Origin of the sequence: Sulfidibacter corallicola (assembly GCF_017498545.1) — a bacterium.
In the GTDB taxonomy this organism is placed as follows: Bacteria; Acidobacteriota; Holophagae; order Acanthopleuribacterales; family Acanthopleuribacteraceae; genus Sulfidibacter; species Sulfidibacter corallicola.
The window spans coordinates 5729329-5751918 of sequence record NZ_CP071793.1 but is presented as its reverse complement, the minus strand read 5'-3'; the positions used below and the strand labels follow the sequence as shown (position 1 = coordinate 5751918).

Here is a 22590-nt window from a genome sequence, read left to right as displayed (position 1 = left end):
ATCGATCCGAAAAGCCGGTCGCGTCCCTTCGATCCCGTGCTCGAAACAAATTACCGGAACCCTTCATTCATCACCCGCATACATGGAACCCAACGGCCTCTTCCTCGGGGGAACCATGGATCGAAAAATCCCAGATGACGTCCGTGAGATTGTCGCCGAGGCCAAAAGCCTACCGCCGAATGAACGCGACGCCTACGTTCGTCGCATCTGTGGCGACGACGAGAACCTCGCCGGAGCCTGTCTGTCGCAAATGATGATCGGGACCCGGGTCAGTGCCTATCGGATCGAACGGGAGCTGGGTCGCGGCGGCATGGGCTCGGTCTATCTCGCCCATCGCGACGACGGCGTTCTGGACATGACGGTCTGCATCAAACTGATCCGGCCCGACGCGCTGCATCCCCATTTTCAGAAACGATTTCGCCGGGAACGCCAAATCCTTGCCGATTTGAAACACCCCCACATCGCGACCTTGCTCGATGCGGGCAACACGGACACCGGCCAACCCTATTTCCTCATGGAGTACATCGACGGCCAGACCATCGACCATTGGTGCACCAACAGTCACCCGGCGTTGTACGACCTGTTGCAGGTGATTCGCAAGGTGGCGGTAGCCCTGGGTTTTGCCCATGGGGCGGGTGTCGTTCACCGCGACATCAAACCCAACAATCTGATGATGGACCGCACAGGAGAGCCCAAGCTGTTGGATTTCGGCATCGCCCACCGGGAAAACCCCAATGAAGCCTCCCTGACCGCCGTTGGCGATTCGCCGATGACACCGGCCTATGCCTCACCGGAACAGTTTATGGGAGAGCTGCCGACCGCGGCTTCCGACCTGTATTCCCTGGGCATCGTGCTCCTGGAAATGCTCACCGGCGAACATCCGCGATGGATGGAAATCTCGCCGCTGGAGGCCGTTTCCCAGCTCATGTCCAAGGGACGGGGATTCGCCTATTCGTTTCGGTACCAACAGACCCTGCGCGACCTCCCGCTCCAATTCGAGCGAAATCCCCCTCCGGCCTTCGACAGTGACGACGAGGCACCGACCCTGGATACCCCCATCATGGCGCACGATCGCGAGACATCCGATTCGGATCCCGGTCCCGGTCCCGATCCGGAACGAGCCGAGGATTCAGAGTCGCCCCCTTCGATGTCCGAATCCCACGGCGAGGCTTCGCACGCCCCGCTGGATCCCCTACCAGAGGGATTGGGCTACGTATTGCGTCGCATGCTCGATCCCGATCTCGACAAGCGTTACCGTAGCGCCAAAGAGCTGATCGACGGCCTCGATCAGGTCATGGCGGGCCTCAATCACACCGAAAAAGCCACCGTTGAAAAAACGTTCGACGCCCTGTTTTGGCACCATCCCCGAGACACGGAAACGGTAGCCATCCTGGCCGACTACCTGGAGGGCCCGGCAAACCTGAAGGTCTGGCAAGCCTCCGAGCGATCCCGCACCCATATTTCGAGCGAATGGGAACGCGCGTTGCCGCGGACCCGGACCTGTATCGTGTGCCAGGGACCCGCTTCCACCAAGCGGGGCCTCACGCCGTGGGACGAGGAACCGGCGATGCGAGATCTTCTCGGTTATCACAAGGCTTCCCTCGATTTCATTCCCCTACTGCTACCGGGCGCCCGCCTTCCCGACAAACAAAGCGAATTACCGGTTTTCCTGCGTGGCCTGGCCTGGGTCGGTCTGGACGACGTCGATGAAACGAACATGAAACGGTTGGCGAGCCGCATCGAGGGAAATCTGGTCCATCGACTGGATCGGCCTGAACCGACCGGCCTTTGCCCTTTTCGAGGTTTGGAAGTCTTCCGCGAAGAAGACCGCCACCTGTTTTTCGGTCGCGAATCGCTGATCCAGCGCATCACCTCCTACATGACCGACCACGCCTTTGGTGCCGTCCTGGGTCCTTCCGGCAGTGGTAAGTCGTCCATCGTGCAGGCCGGCGTCATCCCCTGGCTGCGCGAGCGGAACCAAGAGGTGTTGCTGTTCAAACCCGACCGTCGGCCCATCGAAGAGTTGGTCTTCGCGCTTCGCGGGTTGTTCGGCGGCGCGAACCTGAACCTGCCGACCGAGCAATGGTACAACCGCCTTTCGGGATCGGCCGAAGCCCTTCACTTCATTGCCCGCGAAATCTTGGAAATCACCAAAAAGAAAAAGCTCTGTCTTGTCATCGATCAGTTCGAAGAAGTGTTCACACTCGCCGAAAACGATGCGGAACGAGCCGCGTTCGTGGCGGGCCTCTGTTATGCCGTGGACCGGCCCAAACCCTACTTGAGTGTGCTGCTGACCATGCGCTCCGATTTTTTGGGCAAATGCGCCGCCTACCCCGACCTGAACAACTACGTGATCGATCACCTGATGCAGGTACCGCCCATGAATCGCGAGGAACTGGCGAGGTCGATCGAGTGTCCCGCCGCCTTGGCCGGGCTCACGTTGGAGCCGGGCCTCCTGAACCGAATCTTGGACGATGTGGCCGGCTCCCCCGGTGAGTTGCCCTTGCTGGAACACGCACTCCTCGAGCTTTACGAGCGTCACCAGGAGGGGCTTCTCACCCAGGCCGCCTACGACGAAATCGGCGGCATCGAAGGCGCGCTCGCCAAGCGAGCCGAAAACGAATATGGCGCGGTGGACGCGGCTGGCCGCCATGTCCTGCGCAGGATGTTCGCACTCTGCCTGGTCCAGCCCGGCGAGGGCGTCGAGGACTCCCGGCGCCGCGCCACCAAGGAGGAGCTGATCGCGGTGGGCGGCGAGCGGGTGGAACCCCTGCTGCAGCGCTGGACCGCCTCGCGGTTGTTGACCGGCACCCGAGACGAGGGCAGAGACCTGGACATCGTCGACGTCGCGCACGAAGCCCTGATCCGCCGATGGCACCGGATTGGCGAGTGGATGGCCGAAGACCGCGAAACGGCGCGACTGATTCATCGCCTGCGTCGCGCCGCGGCGACTTGGGAAGCGGCGAATCGCGACGAAGATCATCTCTTGCGCGGCGGTCCGCTCTACCAAATGAAGGACCTGGTGACGCGGGAAGCGGACCACCTGACCGATCTGGAACGGGCATTCGTCGCCGCGGGAGTCGCCCTGGCGGAAAAGGAAGTCCACGCCCGGGAAGCCACGATCGCGCGTTTGCGCCGGCGCCGCAATCAGGCGGTCGTGGCCTCGGCCTTCGCCCTCCTCCTCGCGGCCTTTGCCTTTTTTCAACGGGCTCTGATCCTCCGCGAACGCGATGCCGTCGACAGGGAACGGCAAACGGCGGAACGCGTGACCGACTTCATGCTGTCGATGTTTGATCACGTCGATCCGGACCTGGCGCGCGGCGGGGAGGTCACCGCGTTCGAAGTCATGGAAAACGGCCGGCACCAAATCGACCGGAGCCTGGCGGACCAGCCGGAGATCCAAGCGCGCCTCATGACCACCATGGGCCGGGTCTACCGCAAATTGGGCCACCACGCGATTTCGCGGGAACTGCTCGAAGGGGCCGTCGCCCATGCCGACGCCCCAATGACCGATGAGAACCAGGCTCCCTGGGAATTGATCCGCACCCTGGAAACCGAAGGCGATTACGAAGGCATGCAGGCCCGATTGGATCACCTTGCGGAACGCCTGGAGGCCAAGGCGAGCCCTTTGCAGATCGCCCGCTTGGAGCACGCCCGCGGTCGCCTCTGGTTCCAGCTCGGTCACTACCTCAATGCCGACAAGGCCTATGAACGGGCCACCACCCATCTACCCAACACCGAAGAGGCCATCGGCGAACGTTTGGCATTGCTTCGCGACCGGGCCGCCCTGCAATCGGCGCTGGGCTTTTACGACAAATCCATCGGCGAGCTACGCGAGCTGCTGACCCTACAGCGGAACCACTACGGCGAGGAGCACTCAGAGGTCGCGGCAACCTACGCGATGCTCGGCATCCAACACCAAAAAAAGGGCGATTACCCACAAGCCGCACGACGATTCGACCAAGCCGAAAACATTTACCGCAATCGTTTCGGGCCACGCCATCCCCACCTCATCGGCTGCCTGACGCGATCCGGCGAACTGCTCCAGGCGAGAGGTGACTATGGCGCCGCCGAGCCCCTGTTGCATCGGGCCTTGACCCTGACCCGCGACCTGCTGGGCGAGCGGCATCCCCAGGTGGCCCTCGCCCTCAACAACCTCGCGATGCTCCAGGAAGCCAAGGGCGACTATGCCGCCGCCGAGCCCCTCTACCGCCAGGCGCTCACCCTTCAAACCGAACGATTGGGCGACAACCATCCCGAAGTGGCCGGCAGCCTCAATCACTTGGCCATCCTTTTCCGGAAAAAGGGCGACTACACCAATGCCGAACCCCTGTATCGACGGGCGCTCGACATGCGCATTGCGCTCCTGGGCGAAACCCACCCGAGCGTGGCCTCGAGCCTCAACAACCTCGCGATCCTTCACTGGAGCAAAGGCAACTACGCCGCCGCCGAGCCCCTTCTTCGCCAGGCCTTGGAGATTCAAACGGCGATGCTGGGAAAAAACCATCCACGCGTCAGCGACAGTCTCCACAACCTCGCGCTTCTTCTCCGGAAAAGGGGCGATCACGCCGCCGCCGAGCCGCTCTCCCGGCAATCGCTCGCCATGCGCATCGAGCGCCTGGGGGAAGACCATCCCAAAGTGGGGGCGAGCCTCAACAACCTCGCGAACATTTTGTGGGACATGGGTGACTACGCGGCCGCCGAACCCCTGCTGCGCAAGGCACTCGCCATCTACAGAAGCCAGTTGGGGGACGCCCATCCCTATCTGGCCACGTCCCTCCACAACCTGGCTTGCATGCTCGTCGAAAAGGGCGATTACGCCGCCGCCGAACCCATCTTCCAGCGGGCCCTCGCCATGCGCACCGACCTGTTGGGGAAAACCCACCCCAGGTCCATCGGCACCCTCGAAAACCTGGCAGACCTGCTCGCGAAAAAAGCCGAATACGCTGCCGCGGAGCCGCTTATCCGCCAAGTGCTCGCCGGGTACACCGAACTCCACGGAGACGGCCATCCCACCGTGGCCATGAATCTGAGCAGGCTGGCCGATGTTCTCATGAGAACCGGCGATTACCCCTCCGCCGAAACCCACTATCACAAGTCCCTGGAACTGTTCCGGAACAAGCTCGGCGAAGATCACCGTCAATTTATAGCCAGTTTGTGGCAAACCGGCGAATTCTATCTCGTTTCGGGCGATTTGAGGCAGGCGGAGTCTTACTATCGGAAAGCACTGGCCACGAGCGAAGCCCAACCGTCCATCGAGAAAGAGGACCTGATTCCCATCCACAAAGGCTTGGCGGCGGTACTGCTACGTGGAGACCAACGCGATGCCGACATCGGACAGATCGAAACCTTACTCAGCGAAGCCCACGAAGCGGCCCGCGATTTACAGAACCCCTTGCTTGGGGCGTCGGTGGGCCTGGAACGGGCTCTCCTGAAAATGCGACGCCAGGACGTGAACGGCGCCAAAACCGAATTGGAGAATGTGCTCGACCTACGGCGTCGAAGCCTGGGCGACGCACATCCGGAGGTAGCCGCCGCACTCCTCCCGCTGGCGATTGCCAACGCCGACCTCGAACGGCCGGATCGGGCGCTGTCCCTGGTCGAGGAAGCCACCGCCATCTACACCGCTGCGCTGCCCGACACCCACGAATCCCACCAGGTCGCCGCCTCGATCAAAGGCCGCATTCTGGTCGATCTCGGGCGGAAGCGCGATGGGCTCAGCCTATTAGGGCGTGCCCATCGCACATTGGTCGACCGCCTCGGGGAAGACCACTACCTCGTGCGAGACGCCCAAAAGCGTCTAGCAGCCGCCACCGAAAACTGATCCTGCCTTGCGGGCAAAGTAATTTCAGAGATCCGCCTAGCCCGATCATTTATCGGCGATTTCAGGTAACAGCGATGCAGTCGGTAGGTTACAACGATCACCGGAGCCCTCGGAGAAAGGTGGAAACAATTTGATGTGGTAACCAGCGCTTCGAACCATGGAAACGATGCCTTCGATTTCGGCAGGGGGCACACTATCTGAAATTCGGATGGCAGCCCTGGGTTTGCCATTCTCGAAAAAACTTGGCGACCCTGGTTGGTTTTTTTCTGCTTCCGCGATCAATTGGTCATGCCAAAGCACGACATACTTTGCAAAATCTTCTTTGGAAATGACGCCCAAATCTTCAACCCCATCCGAAATGAGGATACATTCTTTACTGACGATCACCCAAAATCTGGTTTCTTTAAAACACCCGTTCGTTGCGCTGTCGGGTTCTGGGTCTAGTTGTTCCATGCAGGCTTGGCACATGAGTATCCAGAGGATGAAAGTGCCACTCAACCCATACCGAATGAGAGAAAGAACCGCTGATTGAGGTCGACTCAAGGCATTAATCTCCGCTACTGTTGTTTTTTTTATAATAGAGAAAGGAATCGACATCATAGATAAATGTTCCGCAAACAATGGGTAAGGTAATTGTCCCCCGGAAAGGTGACTTTTCATCCCATTTCGAGGAAAAGATCCCTGATAGGGGCCGGGTAGAGAACATTCGCAACCAGCAGTGCAACGTACCGCCTCATGAGTCGAGGTATCCCATATCCTGCTCTTGAGCGTCGGCCACGAGTAAATCCAGAGTTCGCTCGCGTTCTTGATCGATCCGTTGTTTGTAGGCCATGACATCTTCCATGCGAACGCGGCGATGTCTTCCCACCTTACGAAACGGCAAGGTTCCTTCCTCCAGCAACTTGATGAGAAAGGGACGAGAAACATGGAGAATTTCGGCGGCCTGAACAGTGGTTAGTTCGGCACTCTCCGGAATGAGATGGAGACCACGCCCGGCCGCCATGGCCTCGAGTATCTTCATGAGAAGCGCAACGGCACCTGCGGGCAGTTCAATGGGTTGCTCCTGATCAGAATCCGACACCAGAATCTTTAAGGATCTGGCCGATTGCGCAAAGGGTGCGAGTCGCTGCCCAGAATCGCGAGCAAGAGCAATATCATCATTGTTTGGTGGCGGTTGCCTCAATGCATGCACAGCCATGATCATCCTCCCTCTCTATTGAAACAAAGTTGCTCGGAGTTCCCGCATGCCGAAAGATTCGTCGTGCCCGGTAGGTTCAGCAGGGGCGGTAAGCCCGCCGGCTGAACATGTCGAAATGACCATGCTCAGAGTTCCCGCATTTAATGAGGGTCGGCATGGCAGTAAGTTGGTCAGGGGCGGTATGCCGGCCCGGCCGACACTTCGAAGCGATCAAGGCTGCGAAAATAGGAAACGCCTAAGAGCGAAGCGCCAATAGAAGCAGGAGCTTCGGAATGTGCGACCAGCGGTCGCACCTACCTGGCCATACCGGCCGTGCACGACGTCCCTCTCAGGCAGCCGAGACCACCATGCAGGCTCGCTCCGCGTTGTTTCTTTCTCGGAATCAAGCTAGGCTTCCACCGCGCTTGTTCGGAGCATTTTTGATAAAAACATATTTCACAAACGAAATAAACGCAATAAACGAAACAAACAAAACAACTCCTAAAACACATCCCTTCCACGTCTTGCCCAACTGTCCGAGCTCAAAGCATTTCCTCATGGGACGCGCCCAAAAGCGTCTCGCAGGCGCATCTATTTCCTGCGAGATCCAAACGAATCACTCCCTGGAGGAGAACAGGCTGCCCTGCACGCCGGTGACGGTGTCGTAGGCATTGGAAAGGGCGCGTTTGCCTCTTATGTAACAAACTCTGTAAAGCTCGAAGATAAAGATAAAAACCTAAAAAGGCGAATGCGCGGGGAGTTCGTCGAAAAATGTCGGCCCGGCGCCCTGGGTGGGCCCGGCACTTACTGCAACGACGCCCCTCTCACAAATGCGGGAACTCCCAAACGATTCGCTTCGATTAGTTACCCACCTGAAACCCGGTGGTCCGGCAATCCGGCCCCCGGCCTGGGCGGCGACTCTGTGGTACAGGCTCTTCGCGGTCGAAGCGATCTTGCGCGTGACCTGCTTGCCGGTGTGAATGGCGTCTCTCAAACGGTCAGTCACGTACTCGCCGGCGCGGGTATCGGCCAGGGCCGCGCCCAACTTGGTCAGGCCTTGGGGCAGATAGCCGTACTTGCCGTTGGCCATGTCCCGCTCCATGCGATCGGCCGTCTGTTGGCAGCTAAAATAGGCGATCGGCACCCGAAACGAGTTCTTCATCGTTTGCGCCACTCCGGTGTTGAGCAGAGAGTCGGCGATCGCGGTCGGCGCACTGGCGACCGTAAACGCCAAATCCACCGCGGCCGAGCCACCGACGCGCAACAGGGTACCAAACCCTTGCTGCCCCTCGCGCTGCGAGCGGTTGTATTCCTGCAATCCAGAAATGAGGACCGTTGCCTGGTGGGCCATGCCCTTGACCAACGCGGCCGTCGCCCCACGAAATGATGATGTCGCCATTGCCCTGAGGCGTGTACCGAACCTGATAGGAGTGTCGCCAACCCAACCCCAACGGAGAGCCGATGGTTCGGTGGTCGAGGTTGTGAACGAGGTAGAGCTCGACCGGCAGGCCCTTGTCATCGGCGAAAAAGATTTCGCGATGAAGGACCAGATTCCCGCTCCAGGTATTGATGCTCGTACCCATCAAGCTTCCCACGAGCAGCTTGGCTCGTTGGGACACGAACAGGCCCTCGTAGCCTTCGTTGGGAATGGCCAGGGCAAAAGTCGACCAACATAACACCAGAATGCTGAACGGAAACTCGAGTTTCATGATCGCCCCTCAGGGTGATGCCGCTGTCTGGTTGACGCACCCCACGAAAAATCGCACGTCGAATTGGCCCCACAGCTCGATTTGGCAGTTGACGTCCAAGTTGAGGTCGAAATCCACCGTGGTGGTGGCGCCCTGAACCAGCGTGGCGGTTTTCGCCACGGAAAAAACACTGTATACGGCGATGATGCGGTAGGTTCCGTCCACAGGCATCTTCAACTCGTAATTGCCGCCGGCATCGGTTCGGTCCCCCATACCGGCAGTGGAGAGCACCACCGCGGGGATCGCGGCTTTTGGCTTGCTGGCTTCGATGTCGAAAATGCTCAAGGCGACGAAGGTACTCATGGTTTCTCCTTGGCACGAAAGTCGGCAAGGCCACCGTCGCCGCAAGTCCCAGGTGGGAGAGCGAATTCCCACGGCACCGGGGGCCCCGGCAGGTTTCCACGAACGCCGGCGCGACTTGGAACGCTCGCTTTTCGATCGATCCCGGCAGGCGACGGTTGGCACCGGATTCGGTAAGACGGCAAAGATGCGCACCGATTGTACCGCGACCACATCGGGTCAATCGTGAGGAAACGGTACCGCTCTTCGAAAGATCCGCAAAGCGTGACAAACGCCATGGGAGATTGAAGCGACGGTCGAAATCGACCTTGTGGAACGGCCTCGCCAGCACCAAATCAATTTACCGCACAATTCAGCATTTTCAATTGATCCAAAAAGTTCACAGTGGCACAATAGTCCAAACTTACCTCTCTCCCATTTCTTTTTAGCCACGATCCCTTCGCCGCGCGAACTGTGGCTCTGCGTCGCCGCGTGTGACCTCGTTCTCGCCATCCGAACCCTCTACCTGTCCCGTGAGGTGCGACCACCATCGGATTCGCCGAGGGTCCGACCCCTGGTCGTCGCCACCGGTGCCGCAGCCAACCCACATCCCCACGAGCGATCCCGTCCTCCGGTTTTCGAGTTGAATGCACGGCCTTTCCCCATCGATCTCCCCACTCACCAACGACAGGCGACCCGGTCCCGGCAGCGATCGCCAACGGGGCGCCGGAGGAGCGAAGATGTCCACGACCGCTGAAAGCAAGCTGTCGCGTTTCGAGCGGGTCAAAGCCATTTTGGCGCGCGCGGCATGCGCCGGCACCTATCCCTACGAGGATTACGAGAAGTACTGGGAACTGGAGATCGACAAGCTCGAGGCCTTCGAGATTCACGGAATTCCCTTGATCGCCCCCGAAGAGAAGCCCACGCACTCGTGCTGCGGAAACAAAGAGAAGGTCGCGCAGGCGACACACGAAGAACCGCAAGGTAGTGCGGATTCCCGCGGCGCGCGATCAGGCCTGATCAAGGGCCTTCGCGGCGAGTTTCCCTTCGACGGCAAGCGACTGCCGCGCCTGCCCTGGGGTGCGGATCCGTTGCCTCCCGAGGAGATCGCCTTCATCGAACGATGGATCGACGATGGGTGCCCCGTTGAGGATCGGGTTCACGAGGTGTCCCTTCAGGCGGGGGTCGACACGCCAGGCGACGAAAGGGCCCACCTGATTTTCGAGCCAGCCGAGGACTATCGGCCCGGCAACGCACTACGGCAACGCAAGAACCTCGACTTTCTGAGCCCGGCAGAGCTGGAACGGCTGCGCCACGCGTTCAGGGAGCTCTACCATCTCAACCGCTGGCCGGCCGACCGTCGCAACTACAACAACCAGGCCCTCATCCACCAGAACCATTGCCAGCACGCCTGGGAGCGTTTCCTCCCCTGGCACCGCATCTACATGTACGAGTTCGAAAAGGCGCTCCAGGACGTGGTGCCCGAGGTCACGCTCCCCTATTGGGATTGGACACTGCCGCGGTACCGGGATGGCGATCTGAAGGGCGACATCATTCCCGAATCCTTCAAGGGTTTCCTGACCGAACAGTCGATCCGCAACCTGGAACGGCGCTGCCGCGACACGTGCAAACCGGACGATTGCGCCGCACTCTTTCCCCTGCTCACCCCGTTGGTGAATCGGCTCTTCACCTCGCAGCGCACCTTTTTCGATGCAGTGATCGCGATCTGGGACAAGGCCGGCTTGGACGGCGAGACACTGGCTCAGCGCTACCGCACCTGGTTCATCGACGAGCTCCTGGCCTCCAATTCTCTGTGGTATCCCCTGCGCTACCCGGCCGAGTTCCAGACCGATGACGGCAAGCCCTCGACCATCAACGAGATCATCCATTACCACTACCCGTCCCTGAACGACGTCATCCAGATCCAGAGCCTGAACAACTTTCGCGATTACGGCGGCGGCAGTCGCTACAACGATTCCTATGGTTGGATCGACCAGAACCCCCACAATACGCTCCACATCTGGTGTGGCGGCATGAATCCCGACTACGAGAAGGAAGGCTGGGCGCCGGAGCAAAAGGTACCACCGAAGGGCGTGCGCATCGGCGGGCGCACCTACCACAGCCGCAAGGATCTCTACGCCCAACCCCAGTTCGGCGACATGTTCAGCAACCTGACCGCTTCCTTCGATCCCATTTTCTGGCCACACCACATCAACGTGGATCGCCTGTGGTGGGAATGGCAATGCGCCCACCCCCATTGCGAGCCCGCAGATCCCTCGGCCGTGCTGACACCCTGGAACTACACGGTGCGCGACACCTACGACATCCACCGCTTCGGGTACGAGTACGTCGTGCACACCTGCATCTTTCCGGTGGGTCACGGGACGCCGATCTCGCGGATGTTCACCCAAGCCACCGAGATCCCCGCGGAAGTCATGAGCAGCAGCAAAGCCATCGAATTGCGGCTGCATCGCGTGCCGCAAATGCCGCTGTCCTGTTACATCCGCGCCTTCGTCAATCTGCGCGATGCCTGCGCCGCGACCGACTTCCGCGACAACGCGCATTTCGCCGGTTACATCCCGATTTTCGGCCACGGCATCTGTTACGGCGGACCCGGCCACTGCGACCTGCCGCCCGATCGGCAGGATCGCTTCGATCTGCGCGATCGCCACCACAATACGCCGCGAAACTACCGTCTCGACGTGACTCGATGCGTGCAACACCTGGCCGCGACAGGTGCCACCCGGTTCGAGGTCGCCCTGGTGGTGGTCGGCGTCGACGGTCGAGAGATTCCCGACATGTTGCGGTTGGAAAGCGTCTCGTTGAATTTCAAAGACTGAACCGGAGGACGGAACCATGGTCAAGACCTACCACATTCATCCGGCGATCGGGATCGCGAGATTGGGCGACAGTCCCACGAGCTTCTGCCTGTCACCAGAGAAACCCGGCGCCCTACCCATCCAATGCGATGCCCAGGGCAATGCCGATTTGAGCCCGGACGGAACGCGCGAGCTGACGATCGCCAAATTCAAGGACGCCGAGGGCCGCATCAAACGCCAAGGCGCGCGGTTCCAGATCTTCGTGCACGACGAGCAGGACGTGAAAGGGCGTCGCTTGCGCTTGGGCGACCGCATCGAAGGTGGCGGCAACAACGGCACCCTGGTCGACATCGAGTGGCGCGTCCACCTGGCCAACAAGAAGGCCGCCTGGTACAGCTTCCAACAGCTCGAAGGAGAGCACGGCTACCGACCGGATCACCCGCTGCGCAACCCGGACATCACCGACGCCGAAGCGCGCCAGCGGCTGATCATCGATCCGGGTCCTCGAACCGTCGATTGTGGCGATCGGCGTCGGGCCTCGTTCAACAAGGACCCCGACGCCGATTACGCGCAAACCTTTCCGCCGGAGTTGAACCCGAACGGCATCGAAACGCTCGGCGACATCATGACCAATCGCGAGGGCCAATTGATCGTGTTGGGCGGCCACGGCCGCTCGGGCTCCTACAAGACGGGCATGGGCCAGCCGCGCATCGACCACTACGCCAACAACGACGGCTGGTTCGACGACACCTCCGATGGGCCGGTGATGGCGCGGCTCAAGATGTACGTGGATTCGATCGACGCCTATCGCTACCTGGATGTCGCCGGTCCCGCCTGGGTGATCGCCGCCTATCCGGCCTACGTCCCCCAGATCCTGGACCAGGTGACGACGGACGACGTCGTCCACGACATGGGAATCCGCGAATTCGCGACAGACACCGGCATCTACGGACTCGAGGGCAGCTTCGACAACCCCCAAATCGTCGACACTTCCGACCCCGAGGCGCTGGCCCTGTGGCGCGCGCAGGAACTTCAGTGGAATCCGGACTACCTCCCCTGGTTCCATCGCGACATTTGGCCGATCATCTCGCGGCCCTGGTACTACACCTGGCTGGCCAACGTCCTCAGCCAATCCAATTTCCCCCACGACCAAACCGAGCGCGGCACCTTTTACAAGGAATTGCTGGGGCGGCCGCCGACCGTCGACCTGAACCGGGTCGAGGAGATGCTGGCACGGGAGAGCACCGAGGCCCATTTCCGCAAATGGGTCAATCTCAGCCGGTCGCGCGAAGGCAAGGACCCCATCGAAGATTTCGAAGACTGGCCCGAATCGGATCGAGACCGCGCCAAATCGATGTTTCACAGCGCGCTGCAGACCCGATTGATCGCCTTCGTCCGCGACGATCCCTACAAAAAGAACCGGCGTTACATTTACAACGTCTTGCGCCAGGCCGGCGAGGAGAACACCTTTCGCGAGTTGGGCAGGCCCCACAGCCGCACCGCCAACGCACCGCTGATGCCGCTGCTGGCCGGCGACAATCCCATCTCCAACACGCTGCCCTCCAAGTTCCTGCGACTGACCGATTACCAGCTCTTCATCCTGCGCCAGTGGATGGAGGGCAAGTTCATCAACGAAGCGAAGATGGCCACGGCGCGCGAGCGCCTGCCGCCCGGCATGGGCGAATCGGGTCACGAACTGGACCGGGGCGTCCTTAGCAATCTCTGCGGCGGCGCCTTCTGCCCGGGCGCCGAGGTGGGCTGGCTGATTCGCAATCCCTCGATTTACACGGAGCCCTACCGCATCAAGGCGGCCCCGCGATTCGCCGAATTCGGTCAAACCGCGGCCAGCGCCTACAAGACGCCGGGCCAGTCGTTCGACGACCAGATCGATGCACTGAACGCGCAAACGGATCTGAGCGTCGGCCTCGAGCCCGGCGATTTGACGAAACAGATGGCGCTTCCCTGGCAGGCCGATTTCAACGAATGCTCGATGCAGGACATCGACGTCACCTACGAGGCTTGGAACGACCTCTATCCCGATTCCGAGAACGACGCCCGCCTGAAGCGCACCATGCGCACCTGGGAAACCATGTGGTGGCCGGCCCATCGGCCGTTGGAGACCTTGGAGGTCGTTTCCTTCCAGGGCGGCCAACCCAATTACCAATGGTTGGGCTGGAGCCGGGGCATTCCTCAGACGAATGCCGGCGACCTGAAAATGGTGACCGCGTGGAAAGATCTCGGCTTCGTGATCGAGAACCCCTATCTCTCGCAAGCACAACTCGAAAAGGACCACACCACCGATCTGCCCCGCTACATCAGTGTCGAACGCAAGGATGCCGAGCCGACCTGACCGCCGGGATCCTTGCCGAGAAGGAGCGAACCATGACCGAAAACCCGTTCGAGGGAACCTGGAGCTATCGCAGTCTGCTGAACGACCCCCATCTCGACGTGTCCTTCGACGACCTTCGTTTCGGTCAGGGTACGTTGGTCATCGAACCCGCGCCCATGCAGCGGCTCGCCGGAACCCTCGGTGGCCCGGGCTGGCGTCTCCAACTCCAGGGCTCGCGCAGCTACGGCGATCCAATGACCCTTCGCTTCCAGGGCAACGGCCTCGTCAATGGCGAAGAATGGATCTACGACTACGAGGGATATCTGGTGCCGCACTGGCCCAACGGGATCCAACAACGGCCGGCCATCGTCGGCTCGATCGTGCGTACCATCCCCCACGCTTCGCAGTCCGGTGTCAGTCCGGCGGGGGTCGTCGCCTCGTGGTACGCCGTCCGTCAAGACGATTGACCCCGCCCGGTTTCGCTATCGAGCGCAGGTGGTCGGGCCCTAGGAGCGGGGATACCCGGCGAGGTCCGATGCACGACTCATTCGGGGTGGCGGAGGTGGAGGTGCGGAATGTCGACGATCGAATGTCAGGTGGCGGTGCTGGGGGGCGGACCGGCGGGCGCGGCAACCGCGATCACCTTGAACCGTCACGCGCCGCATCTCGATGTCGTGCTGGTCGCGGGTGACCGTGACAAGCAGCCGCGAATGGGAGAAACACTGCCGCCGCAGGCACGGGAATTCCTTTCGCAACTGGGCCTGTGGTCGGCATTCCGTCGAGAGGGCCACCACCCGTGTCACGGTTTTCAAGCCGCCTGGGGAACGGCGGAGCTGGTGGACCAGCCGTTTGTCTTCGCGGCACGCGGTACCGGTTGGCACCTGGACCGAGCGCGCTTCGACGATTTTCTGGCCAACGCGGCCAATACGTGCGGCACCAGGCTGTTACACGGCAGCCGAACGATTGGCCCCGTTGACGGAGAGACGGGAGACTGGTTACTCCCGCTGATTGGCCATCCCGAAGTGACGAGGCTGCGGGCCGAATTCGTGGTCGACGCTTGCGGCCGAACGGCCTGGTTCGCACGTCGCCAGGGAGCGGGCCTCCGCGTCGAAGACCGCTTGCTGGGTTGGTACACCCACTTCCGGACGGAACTGACCGAGACCTACACCACGGTCGAAGCGGTGCCCAACGGCTGGTGGTACTCGTCGGTGATGCCGGGCGGAGGCATGGTGGTCGCGCTGATGACGGATCGCGACAGCTTCCGGAGTTGGCGGCCGTCGGACTGGTGGGACGCGCTGGCGCAAACCCGACATACCCGTACGCGGCTAACCCGAGCAGGTCCCCTCGGCCCGCCACGACGGAGGCCGGCGTTCAGCCAACGACTCGATCCGGTGACGGGTCCCGGCTGGCTGGCGACGGGCGACGCGGCCATGGCGGTCGACCCGCTTTCGTCCCAGGGTATCTGCCGGGCACTGTCCTCCGGCATCTTCGCCGGCTACGCCGTCGCCGATCACTTAGCCGGAAAACCCCTGGCCATGCGCCGCTACCGGTACCTGATCAAAGAGACCTTTCACCACTATTTGGCCACCAGAGCCAAGTACTACCGCATGGAGCGGCGTTGGCCAGGCGAGCGGTTCTGGCAACGACGCCATGATTGCAGCTCGGTGGAGTCCCGACCGATCGGTTGGGAATCGCTGATCTCGTCATGAGTCTGCACCAGAAAGAAAGACCCCACCTAAGTGATTTAAATTAAACCGGTTAATCATCGCCAACTCGTTCCCCCTCGATTCCGCGAAGAGTGAATTGTCTGGAAGTGTCGACCCGGCGGGCCGACAGGCAGGCCGGAGAATTCTCTTTGCCTGCGGATGGGTTTGTTCGCCGATCCCCTCGTCAATCTGGTCCTGACCGCTTCATCCGATTTTCGGCGGCCCACCCAGCTTTTCCTACTGGCTCGCTACATGGGTGAGCGACGGGCCGACATCACCAACATCAATATCGCAGGACGCAAGGAGTACTTTTTGGCTGCCCACACCCTGCTCGATGTGGGCACCGCCGTTTCCCTGGGCCGTTACAGCTTGGAACTGCGCGCTCGCAATCTTTTAGACGAACGCCATTCCGTACCCGGATCGATTGAGGTCGACGTTCCGGGAGAAGAGCGGCGCCTGACAGCCGGAATGAGACTCAGCTTTTAGTTCTGGCGCTTGCCTGTTCCCTTGTCGAATGTCGAGCCCACCCTCGAAGGTGAATACTTCGATACCCACCACTCGTTTGTCCAGCGGTGAGCCCCATGGTATGCTCACGCCATATCACCGACAGCAGGAGGAGGACCGAATCATGACCTCCACCATCATTCCCACCATGCGTTACGACGACGCCGCGAAGATGATCCAATGGCTGTGCGACGCCTTCGGGTTCGAACGCCGCCTGGTCGTCGACGACGGCGCCGGCAAAATCGCGCACGCCCAGCTCGTCCTCGGCGAGGCCATGATCATGCTTGGCAGCGCTCGTGACGACGCTTTCGGAAAATTACAACGAACGCCGGCGTCGCTCGGGGGCACGACCCAAAGCCCGTACATCATCGTGTCCAAAGTCGATTCCCTTTGCGAGACGGCCCGCACCGCCGGAGCCGAAATCGTCATGGAGCCGGAGGACCAAGACTTTGGCGGCCGCCTTTTTTCCTGTCGTGACCCGGAAGGCCATTTATGGAATTTCGGCACCTACAATCCCTGGACGTCGCAGGATTGAGGGGCCTCGGACCGGCCACGTCAAAAGACGCAAGCCGCAGCGAATCCCGGTAGCGGCACCCGTCGCCCATGGCGACCGAGAATACCCGTGTACCGGCTAGCCCCCCAGAGTTCGGCCTCGAGTCACGGAAACGAACAGACTTCGGATTTCTCGGTCTTACGCAAGCAACCAAACACTTTCGATGGCCGGGTGTTTCCCCTTCAATCCGCCAGGAAGATCGATGCGTTCCAAAAGAACGAGACGGTAACTGTCCCGATAGTGGGCATGGACTTCCTCGGAAACGATGGAGAACGGGGGGCCCTCCATCAGTTGTTGGTCGTACTCGAAGCAAAGGAGCAACTGCGGCACTTTTCCCGTGATCTGGATCAGGCGTCGGGTGTATCGCTCCCGCATTTCTTTAGGGAGCGCCACCAAGGCCGCTCGATCGTAAATGGCATCGACGGGGCCCAATATCTCTCCGGTCAGGTCGAAGAAATTGCCGACAAAAATGTCGATATTTTTGGCGCTGTATCGGTTTACTTTACCGCATTCCGATATTTCGGGTTTTTCCCCGATTTCAGCAAACAATTCACCGATGGCCTGTTCGCTCAGTTCGGCACCGACAACGCGATAGCCCTGTGAAAGCAGCCAACCGATATCGTTGGTTTTCCCGCACAAGGGCACGAACACGCGGCTCCCCTTCTCCAAGGAGAGTTGGTTGAAGTGTTTCACGAGAATGGGGTTGGCCTCGTCGAGGTGGAAACCGATTTCGCGTTTTTCCCACCGGTCCATCCAAAAACTGACTTCCATGAAGGCTCCTTTTTCAGACATCTTTTCGAGTTACACATACTATAAGAGAATTACCCCAGGTTATCGAGAAGGAGGTGATCGCACATTGTCACACCTCGGCTCGCCGGAGATGCGGAGCCTACCGAGCTCGAACCCCGGCAACCTCCATCACCAGATGGGTGGCGTCTCGCGGGCTATTCATCGCACCGCATCGAGGGTAGAATAAGGATACAAGTTCAAGTCGACTTGAGGTCAAGCACAAATGACGGAAACGATCGATATCGCCGAGGTGGCGAAGCGTTCGGGGCTACCCGCCTCCACGTTGCGCTATTACGAAGAGAAGGGACTCATTCAGTCGACGGGCCGACGAGGATTGCGCAGGTTGTTTGATTCCAGTGTGCTCCAGCACTTGGCCTTGATCTCGTTGGGGCGCTTCGCGGGTTTTTCGCTCGAGGAGATCGCCGCCTTGTTCACCCCCGACGGCCCAAAGATCGACAGGGATCTACTGCTGGCCAAGGCGGACGAACTGGACAACAACATTCAACGGATCATGGCCATTCGCGACGGGCTTCGCCATGCAGCGGAGTGCCGGGCCCCCAGCCATTTCGAATGTCCCAAATTCCAGCGTTTGCTCCGCGCGGCCGGAAAGGGCAAGCTGAAAAACCCGCGAAAGTCGGGCGGCAAAACGCGCTGAGAACTACATGCGCGTTCCTTCGGCCCGCAAATCTCCGGCGGGCCTCAAATCGGCACCATCCAGGCGGAGGTTGGGGGACGAACGGCGAAATGTCCGCCCACGCATCGCCCCGACCTGGGATGCCTGAACGCGGTGGATTGCCGCTTTAGCTGCGTCGCAACAAATAGCTCAACACGTTCCCGGCACGACGCGCGCCGGCGATATTGCGAGCCACCGGTCCCAACGACAGCTCGCCCAACGCACCCGCCATAAATACACGTGGGTGCCACCGCAAGAATCGATCAGTTTGCGGAAAGCCGCAAGGAGAACGCCGCAGTCCGTGTTCCTGAGCCAGGTGTTCGATCATCGCCTGACCGGGCGGCGTGTTGTCGAAACCCGTCGCCAAAATCACCCGATCCGCCACCAGGCTTTGGTTACCTACTTCGAGGAGCGCCTGGCCGTCCTGTTGCCGTGCCTGACGCACCACGCCTTCCAGCCACAGGACTTCCCCCGCGCGTCGCTGATGTTCGAGTCGGTGGTAGACGTCGCTCGGCATCGAGCCCCGGCGACGTGCACGGCTGATCATCTCGCGGCGTAAACCGAAATCTCGTTCGCGGTTGAAGCGATTCATGTACTTCGGGCCCAACCAACCGGGGTCCGCATCAAATTGATGAACCTGCGGCGCCTTTTTCGAGATGACCACGACCCGTTCGGCACCCCGTTCCAACGCCTTGAGCGCGAACTGGGCCGCGCTGATGCCCGCGCCAACCACAACCGTCAAGCCGTGAACCGGCAAACAGTCGCTGCAAAAGTCGGGAGCGAACAGGTGGTTCACCATCACGCCTTGTTGTTGCAGACCCGCGGCCCACGCCGGCACCCTGGGCGCTGCCGAGCCCAGGGCCAAGACAACCCGCCGGGCCACGAGTTGCCCGCGATCGCTTTCGACCACCACGTGATTGCCCTTGAGCAGAATGCGCTCGGCTCGCCCCTGTTCGCGCAGGTCCTCGAGTCGATGGCGCTCGATGACATGGCGGCAATGGGCGTTGAACATCGACAGCTTGGGACGCTCGTAAGGTGCGATCGAGCACTTGCGTTCGCGCCACTTCTTGGAGAACTGCTTGAGCGAGGAAGGCGTCAATCCGATGTGATGCACCATCGGCGAACGCAAATAGGCCATGCCGGTATTCTTGGTGTTGCGAAACCAGCCGGCAAGGGCACCATCCTCGGGATCGAGCACTCGGATTTTAGCATCGGGCACCCCGCACGCGTGTCTAAGCAGGTGAGACAGGTAGGTGCCGTGAATACCGCCTCCGACAATCAACCAATTCAACATGGTCTATCCTCTTCGAAAGCCGGCAAAGGGAGTGGTAGCGGCCTTCGGGAAACGTATGGGGAGCAGCCGAGCCAAGTATCTCTCGAGAAGACGGGCACGGCCTCCCACCCCAAAAGAACGATATATCATTATCATTTAATCGAAAACCTTTTTTTGAGAACCACCGATCATTAACCCTCGCTTCACTTTATTTGTTCACCTTGCACCAACACCCAAAGCACCACTCAAGTCGCGCCTCGTGCCCCCATTTCCGCCAATCCACCCGCCCGTTGAATCGCCGGGCCGCCGCACCGATCCGGCCGACGGGCCCAATTCCCGGACCTGTTCGACCAAAAGGAGAAGAGATGCAGCGCAAATCGACCTGGCTGAACCTGGCCTCGCCAAAGGCGGAGGCGCGACCTATGCCTACCGACGGTTTACGGAAGAGCTCGAACTCCTGGGCAACCAACCGACCGCCCGAACGCTGGACCAATGGTTTGGCAGCCGGGTAGGGCCATCGGGTCACTACGCCCTTCGAACCCAGTCTGAAAACGGGGCGTTGATTACCGGGACGACCTTCGTCTTCAACCAACATCGGCAACCGTCCATCGCCGCCGCGGTACCTCTGGAGGTTCAGGAATGAGACAATCGATGCATGCCAAGATTTTCGAGCGACGCCTCCCCCAACCCATCCAGGCGCCAGGACGGCGGATCGCGATCGTCCTACTCGCGCTGACCCTCGCAGCCGGTCTGGCACCTGCCTGGGCCGAGTGGTCCCAAGTCAGCAGTCCTCGTCAGGTTCGAGACGTCCTCGTACGCGACAACCGGGTTCTGGCCATCGGTGGGAGCTTCGATAGGGCCCTCCGATTCCGAGGCACACTTACCGAAAGCAGCGATCTTCGACATTGGCGGCCTCTTCTCGAGAATGGATCAGGGCCTGCCCGGTCTGGCCTTCGAAGAGATCGTTCAAGGCAATGGTCGCTTCCTTACCCGCTCCGAGTACAACCAACTCTTTCTCAGCGAGGACGGGTTCTCCTGGCAGCCCCTGGGCTGGTGGATCGAACTATGACACTGACCGGAAATCAGCCCCACGCACAACTGTTGGGTGATGTGTTCCCGGGTGTCACCCTTCCGACCCACGGTTCGGTGATCGCCGTCGCGAAAAACGGCCGCAAAATCGCCGGCACCACCTTCGTGTTCAACCTGATGCGGCAGCCCTCCATGGCGCGGGCTCAGCCCATCCCCGACTGATCCCATCGCGCAACGTGGGCTTCTCCCTTACCGGACCCAAGGGATATCCCTTGGTGCTCGAACTGCGGAGAAGCCCGCCTTGTTTCCGGTGTTTGGATGATGTGGCGCCGAAGGGCGGGAGTCGCTGACGCTCTCACTCGGGAAAACGATCTAAAAACCAACATTTCGTGTGCTTCATCTGTTCGGCTGACTTTACCTTTCGGAGTTGGCCGGGATGTATGAAAAACGGCGCCTCGTCGAGGCGCCGCCGATGCTACTGGTTATTGGTTGGCGCTTTGGCACGTGTTGTTCTCGAGGATGGTGTCACACAAACTGGCGGGTTCGGGTCGCAGTTCGCCTTTGCAGCACTGGTATTCGCTCTGGTTGATGCAGCGAACCTCGTTCTGGAGTCGGCGCACATAGCGGGGCGGCTTGCGGCATTGGGAAACATCCACCTGGTAGTCCTCGACCCACAGCTCGAGGCGGAACCACCATCCGCCGAGCCCGTCTTCGTCGATGTGGCAGGGGGTGGTACTGAAGGTCATGTAATTCGAGTTCACGGGGTCGCAAGCGCCACCGATACCGTCACGATCGCAGTCGTATTGGCCAGGGTTCGCGGTGTGGGGGCAGTTGTCCTCATTGTTGGGGACACCATCTCCGTCAAAGTCGCTGGTAGGGCATTGGGCGACACACTCGGCGTAAACCTCGTCGCAATGGCCGCAGTGGATGAGGTGGTTGGGGGTCCCGGAACCACCGGAAGGTGCTTGTTTGAACTGGTCGCAGGTGTTGTAGCACTGCATCAACGCTTGGTAGCAGCCGCAATCGTCGGAGCCAGCCTTGTTCTTGCCGGCGTTGCGCGCCAAAAGGTCGAGCGTGTCTACCTTGAGTTCAGCGGCGTGGTTCACGGACACCTTTTCGTTCGGCACCAAGTTTTTGTAGAGTTCGATCAAGTGGGCTTTGTCGTAATCTTCCTTCAACGTCTTGTTGTATTCTTCGAAATCCGACCAGCCGAAGGATTCGATGAGCTCGTCATCGAGAAAGATATCCACACGAAGGTTGGTTTGCGAAGCCAGGCTGCGCAGTACCGCGATCTTGCTGGCGGAACTGGTGGGGACCAGCAGGTAATCTCCTTCCAGACCCACCAACCCGAAGCTGGTATTGATCTCGAAAAGGGTGGTGTCTTCCACTTCGAAGGCGATGCGGCTTCGGTGGGTTTCGTCGGTTTTCGCCAGATGCTTCAGGGAGTGCTCATAAAAAAGCATGGCGTCCGTATTTAGCAGGCGCGGGGGCGGCTGATTGCCAGCAACGACCATGGCGGTTACCAAGAGAGAGAAAAACAAATATCTCACAGTGGGCTCCTTTTTTCCGTTTCGCCGCGAACGAGCAGGCCGGGCGCCACATGAACGTCGAGAGATTCAACCAAGACCCATGGGTAACGCTGGGGGGACCTGCCGTCGTATTTCCGTGGCGTTATCCTGTAAGCCCCAGGCCTTTTCGAAACCCGCCAAAAATCACGAAAAAAGCGGGAGTTCCAGATTTACCGGAATCCAAAAATCTCACCCACAGCGATTTAGGCTTGTTTTATCTCTCGAGGCATTCGGCATATTTGAACGACCTATTTTCTCTGTCGGCGAATTCCCCCCTCGCAGCAGGACCCACGTGCCTCATTGGGGTTTTGGCAATTCC

At 60.2% G+C, this 22590-nt stretch carries 17 protein-coding genes and 1 pseudogene; 10 read left to right on the top strand and 8 right to left on the bottom strand.

Features of this window, described 5'->3' with window-relative positions; genetic code table 11:
• Window positions 1–115 precede the first annotated feature (115 nt).
• The gene (locus J3U87_RS17570; protein ID WP_237384360.1) at window positions 116–5824 is read left to right on the top strand and encodes a serine/threonine-protein kinase; all 5709 of its coding nucleotides are present in this window, start codon (window positions 116–118) and stop codon (window positions 5822–5824) included.
• A gap of 45 nt (window positions 5825–5869) precedes the next feature.
• Here J3U87_RS17570 and J3U87_RS17565 read toward each other — a convergent pair whose 3' ends face one another.
• The 5 genes and pseudogenes from J3U87_RS17565 to J3U87_RS17545 all read right to left on the bottom strand — a co-directional run bounded on the left by J3U87_RS17565 (window position 5870) and on the right by J3U87_RS17545 (window position 9052).
• The gene (locus J3U87_RS17565) at window positions 5870–6484 is read right to left on the bottom strand and encodes a hypothetical protein (RefSeq protein WP_237384359.1); all 615 of its coding nucleotides are present in this window, start codon (window positions 6482–6484) and stop codon (window positions 5870–5872) included.
• A gap of 73 nt (window positions 6485–6557) precedes the next feature.
• Entirely contained in the window at window positions 6558–7022 is a 465-nt protein-coding gene (locus tag J3U87_RS17560; protein ID WP_237384358.1) for a helix-turn-helix domain-containing protein, read from the bottom strand.
• 715 nt (window positions 7023–7737) lie between these two features.
• Window positions 7738–8352, bottom strand: coding sequence for a hypothetical protein (locus tag J3U87_RS17555; protein ID WP_237384357.1), 615 nt, complete (start codon window positions 8350–8352; stop codon window positions 7738–7740).
• A gap of 70 nt (window positions 8353–8422) precedes the next feature.
• Window positions 8423–8584, bottom strand: a pseudogene (locus tag J3U87_RS35300) (hypothetical protein); the annotation flags it as partial.
• A gap of 135 nt (window positions 8585–8719) precedes the next feature.
• The gene (locus tag J3U87_RS17545; RefSeq protein ID WP_237384355.1) at window positions 8720–9052 is read right to left on the bottom strand and encodes a hypothetical protein; all 333 of its coding nucleotides are present in this window, start codon (window positions 9050–9052) and stop codon (window positions 8720–8722) included.
• Between the two features lie 716 nt (window positions 9053–9768).
• Here J3U87_RS17545 and J3U87_RS17540 point away from each other — a divergent pair.
• The 6 genes from J3U87_RS17540 to J3U87_RS17515 all read left to right on the top strand — a co-directional run bounded on the left by J3U87_RS17540 (window position 9769) and on the right by J3U87_RS17515 (window position 16921).
• Window positions 9769–11868, top strand: a complete 2100-nt coding sequence (locus J3U87_RS17540; protein ID WP_237384354.1) for a tyrosinase family protein — start codon at window positions 9769–9771, stop codon at window positions 11866–11868.
• A 16-nt stretch (window positions 11869–11884) separates the two neighbouring features.
• Window positions 11885–14197 carry a LodA/GoxA family CTQ-dependent oxidase gene (locus J3U87_RS17535; RefSeq protein ID WP_237384353.1) on the top strand — a complete coding sequence of 771 codons (2313 nt, stop codon included), beginning with the start codon at window positions 11885–11887 and terminating at the stop codon, window positions 14195–14197.
• A gap of 32 nt (window positions 14198–14229) precedes the next feature.
• Window positions 14230–14643 (top strand): hypothetical protein, encoded by a 414-nt coding sequence (locus tag J3U87_RS17530; protein ID WP_237384352.1) that lies wholly within the window; start codon window positions 14230–14232, stop codon window positions 14641–14643.
• Between the two features lie 108 nt (window positions 14644–14751).
• Window positions 14752–15885 (top strand): tryptophan 7-halogenase, encoded by a 1134-nt coding sequence (locus J3U87_RS17525; RefSeq protein WP_237384351.1) that lies wholly within the window; start codon window positions 14752–14754, stop codon window positions 15883–15885.
• A gap of 162 nt (window positions 15886–16047) precedes the next feature.
• Window positions 16048–16368, top strand: coding sequence for a hypothetical protein (locus J3U87_RS17520; protein ID WP_237384350.1), 321 nt, complete (start codon window positions 16048–16050; stop codon window positions 16366–16368).
• Window positions 16369–16510: 142 nt separating this feature from the next.
• On the top strand, window positions 16511–16921 hold the full coding sequence (locus J3U87_RS17515) for a VOC family protein (RefSeq protein WP_237384349.1): 411 nt from the start codon (window positions 16511–16513) through the stop codon (window positions 16919–16921).
• Between the two features lie 156 nt (window positions 16922–17077).
• Here the strand turns inward: J3U87_RS17515 and tmpT are convergent, their stop codons facing one another.
• Window positions 17078–17710 carry a thiopurine S-methyltransferase gene (gene tmpT / locus J3U87_RS17510; protein WP_237384348.1) on the bottom strand — a complete coding sequence of 211 codons (633 nt, stop codon included), beginning with the start codon at window positions 17708–17710 and terminating at the stop codon, window positions 17078–17080.
• 241 nt (window positions 17711–17951) lie between these two features.
• Between tmpT and J3U87_RS17505 the strand changes: the two genes are divergently transcribed.
• Window positions 17952–18383 carry a helix-turn-helix domain-containing protein gene (locus J3U87_RS17505; protein WP_237384347.1) on the top strand — a complete coding sequence of 144 codons (432 nt, stop codon included), beginning with the start codon at window positions 17952–17954 and terminating at the stop codon, window positions 18381–18383.
• 145 nt (window positions 18384–18528) lie between these two features.
• Here J3U87_RS17505 and J3U87_RS17500 read toward each other — a convergent pair whose 3' ends face one another.
• Complete coding sequence (locus J3U87_RS17500) at window positions 18529–19695, bottom strand: FAD/NAD(P)-binding protein (protein WP_237384346.1); 1167 nt, start codon at window positions 19693–19695, stop codon at window positions 18529–18531.
• A gap of 904 nt (window positions 19696–20599) precedes the next feature.
• On the opposite strand from J3U87_RS17500, the gene J3U87_RS17495 reads away from it, so the two are divergent.
• Both J3U87_RS17495 and J3U87_RS17490 read left to right on the top strand, forming a co-directional pair.
• A complete protein-coding gene (locus J3U87_RS17495; protein ID WP_237384345.1) occupies window positions 20600–20743 on the top strand; it encodes a hypothetical protein in 144 nt (47 codons plus the stop codon).
• Complete coding sequence (locus J3U87_RS17490) at window positions 20740–20925, top strand: hypothetical protein (protein WP_237384344.1); 186 nt, start codon at window positions 20740–20742, stop codon at window positions 20923–20925. Before J3U87_RS17495 ends, J3U87_RS17490 begins: the two co-directional genes overlap by 4 nt.
• 260 nt (window positions 20926–21185) lie before the next feature.
• Here J3U87_RS17490 and J3U87_RS17485 read toward each other — a convergent pair whose 3' ends face one another.
• Entirely contained in the window at window positions 21186–22253 is a 1068-nt protein-coding gene (locus J3U87_RS17485; protein ID WP_237384343.1) for a thrombospondin type 3 repeat-containing protein, read from the bottom strand.
• Window positions 22254–22590 lie beyond the last annotated feature (337 nt).

Bases quoted from the DNA above. Each gene is read 5' to 3' on its own strand.
- J3U87_RS17500 (WP_237384346.1), bottom strand. From the start codon at position 19,695: ATGTTGAATTGGTTGATTGTCGGAGGCGGTATTCACGGCACCTACCTG.
- J3U87_RS17490 (WP_237384344.1), top strand. From the start codon at position 20,740: ATGACACTGACCGGAAATCAGCCCCACGCACAACTGTTGGGTGATGTG.
- J3U87_RS17545 (WP_237384355.1), bottom strand. From the start codon at position 9,052: ATGAGTACCTTCGTCGCCTTGAGCATTTTCGACATCGAAGCCAGCAAG.
- J3U87_RS17515 (WP_237384349.1), top strand. From the start codon at position 16,511: ATGACCTCCACCATCATTCCCACCATGCGTTACGACGACGCCGCGAAG.
- J3U87_RS17555 (WP_237384357.1), bottom strand. From the start codon at position 8,352: ATGGCCCACCAGGCAACGGTCCTCATTTCTGGATTGCAGGAATACAAC.
- J3U87_RS17570 (WP_237384360.1), top strand. From the start codon at position 116: ATGGATCGAAAAATCCCAGATGACGTCCGTGAGATTGTCGCCGAGGCC.
- J3U87_RS17530 (WP_237384352.1), top strand. From the start codon at position 14,230: ATGACCGAAAACCCGTTCGAGGGAACCTGGAGCTATCGCAGTCTGCTG.
- J3U87_RS17525 (WP_237384351.1), top strand. From the start codon at position 14,752: ATGTCGACGATCGAATGTCAGGTGGCGGTGCTGGGGGGCGGACCGGCG.
- J3U87_RS17535 (WP_237384353.1), top strand. From the start codon at position 11,885: ATGGTCAAGACCTACCACATTCATCCGGCGATCGGGATCGCGAGATTG.
- tmpT (WP_237384348.1), bottom strand. From the start codon at position 17,710: ATGGAAGTCAGTTTTTGGATGGACCGGTGGGAAAAACGCGAAATCGGT.
- J3U87_RS17505 (WP_237384347.1), top strand. From the start codon at position 17,952: ATGACGGAAACGATCGATATCGCCGAGGTGGCGAAGCGTTCGGGGCTA.
- J3U87_RS17560 (WP_237384358.1), bottom strand. From the start codon at position 7,022: ATGGCTGTGCATGCATTGAGGCAACCGCCACCAAACAATGATGATATT.
- J3U87_RS17565 (WP_237384359.1), bottom strand. From the start codon at position 6,484: ATGAAAAGTCACCTTTCCGGGGGACAATTACCTTACCCATTGTTTGCG.
- J3U87_RS17540 (WP_237384354.1), top strand. From the start codon at position 9,769: ATGTCCACGACCGCTGAAAGCAAGCTGTCGCGTTTCGAGCGGGTCAAA.
- J3U87_RS17495 (WP_237384345.1), top strand. From the start codon at position 20,600: ATGGATCAGGGCCTGCCCGGTCTGGCCTTCGAAGAGATCGTTCAAGGC.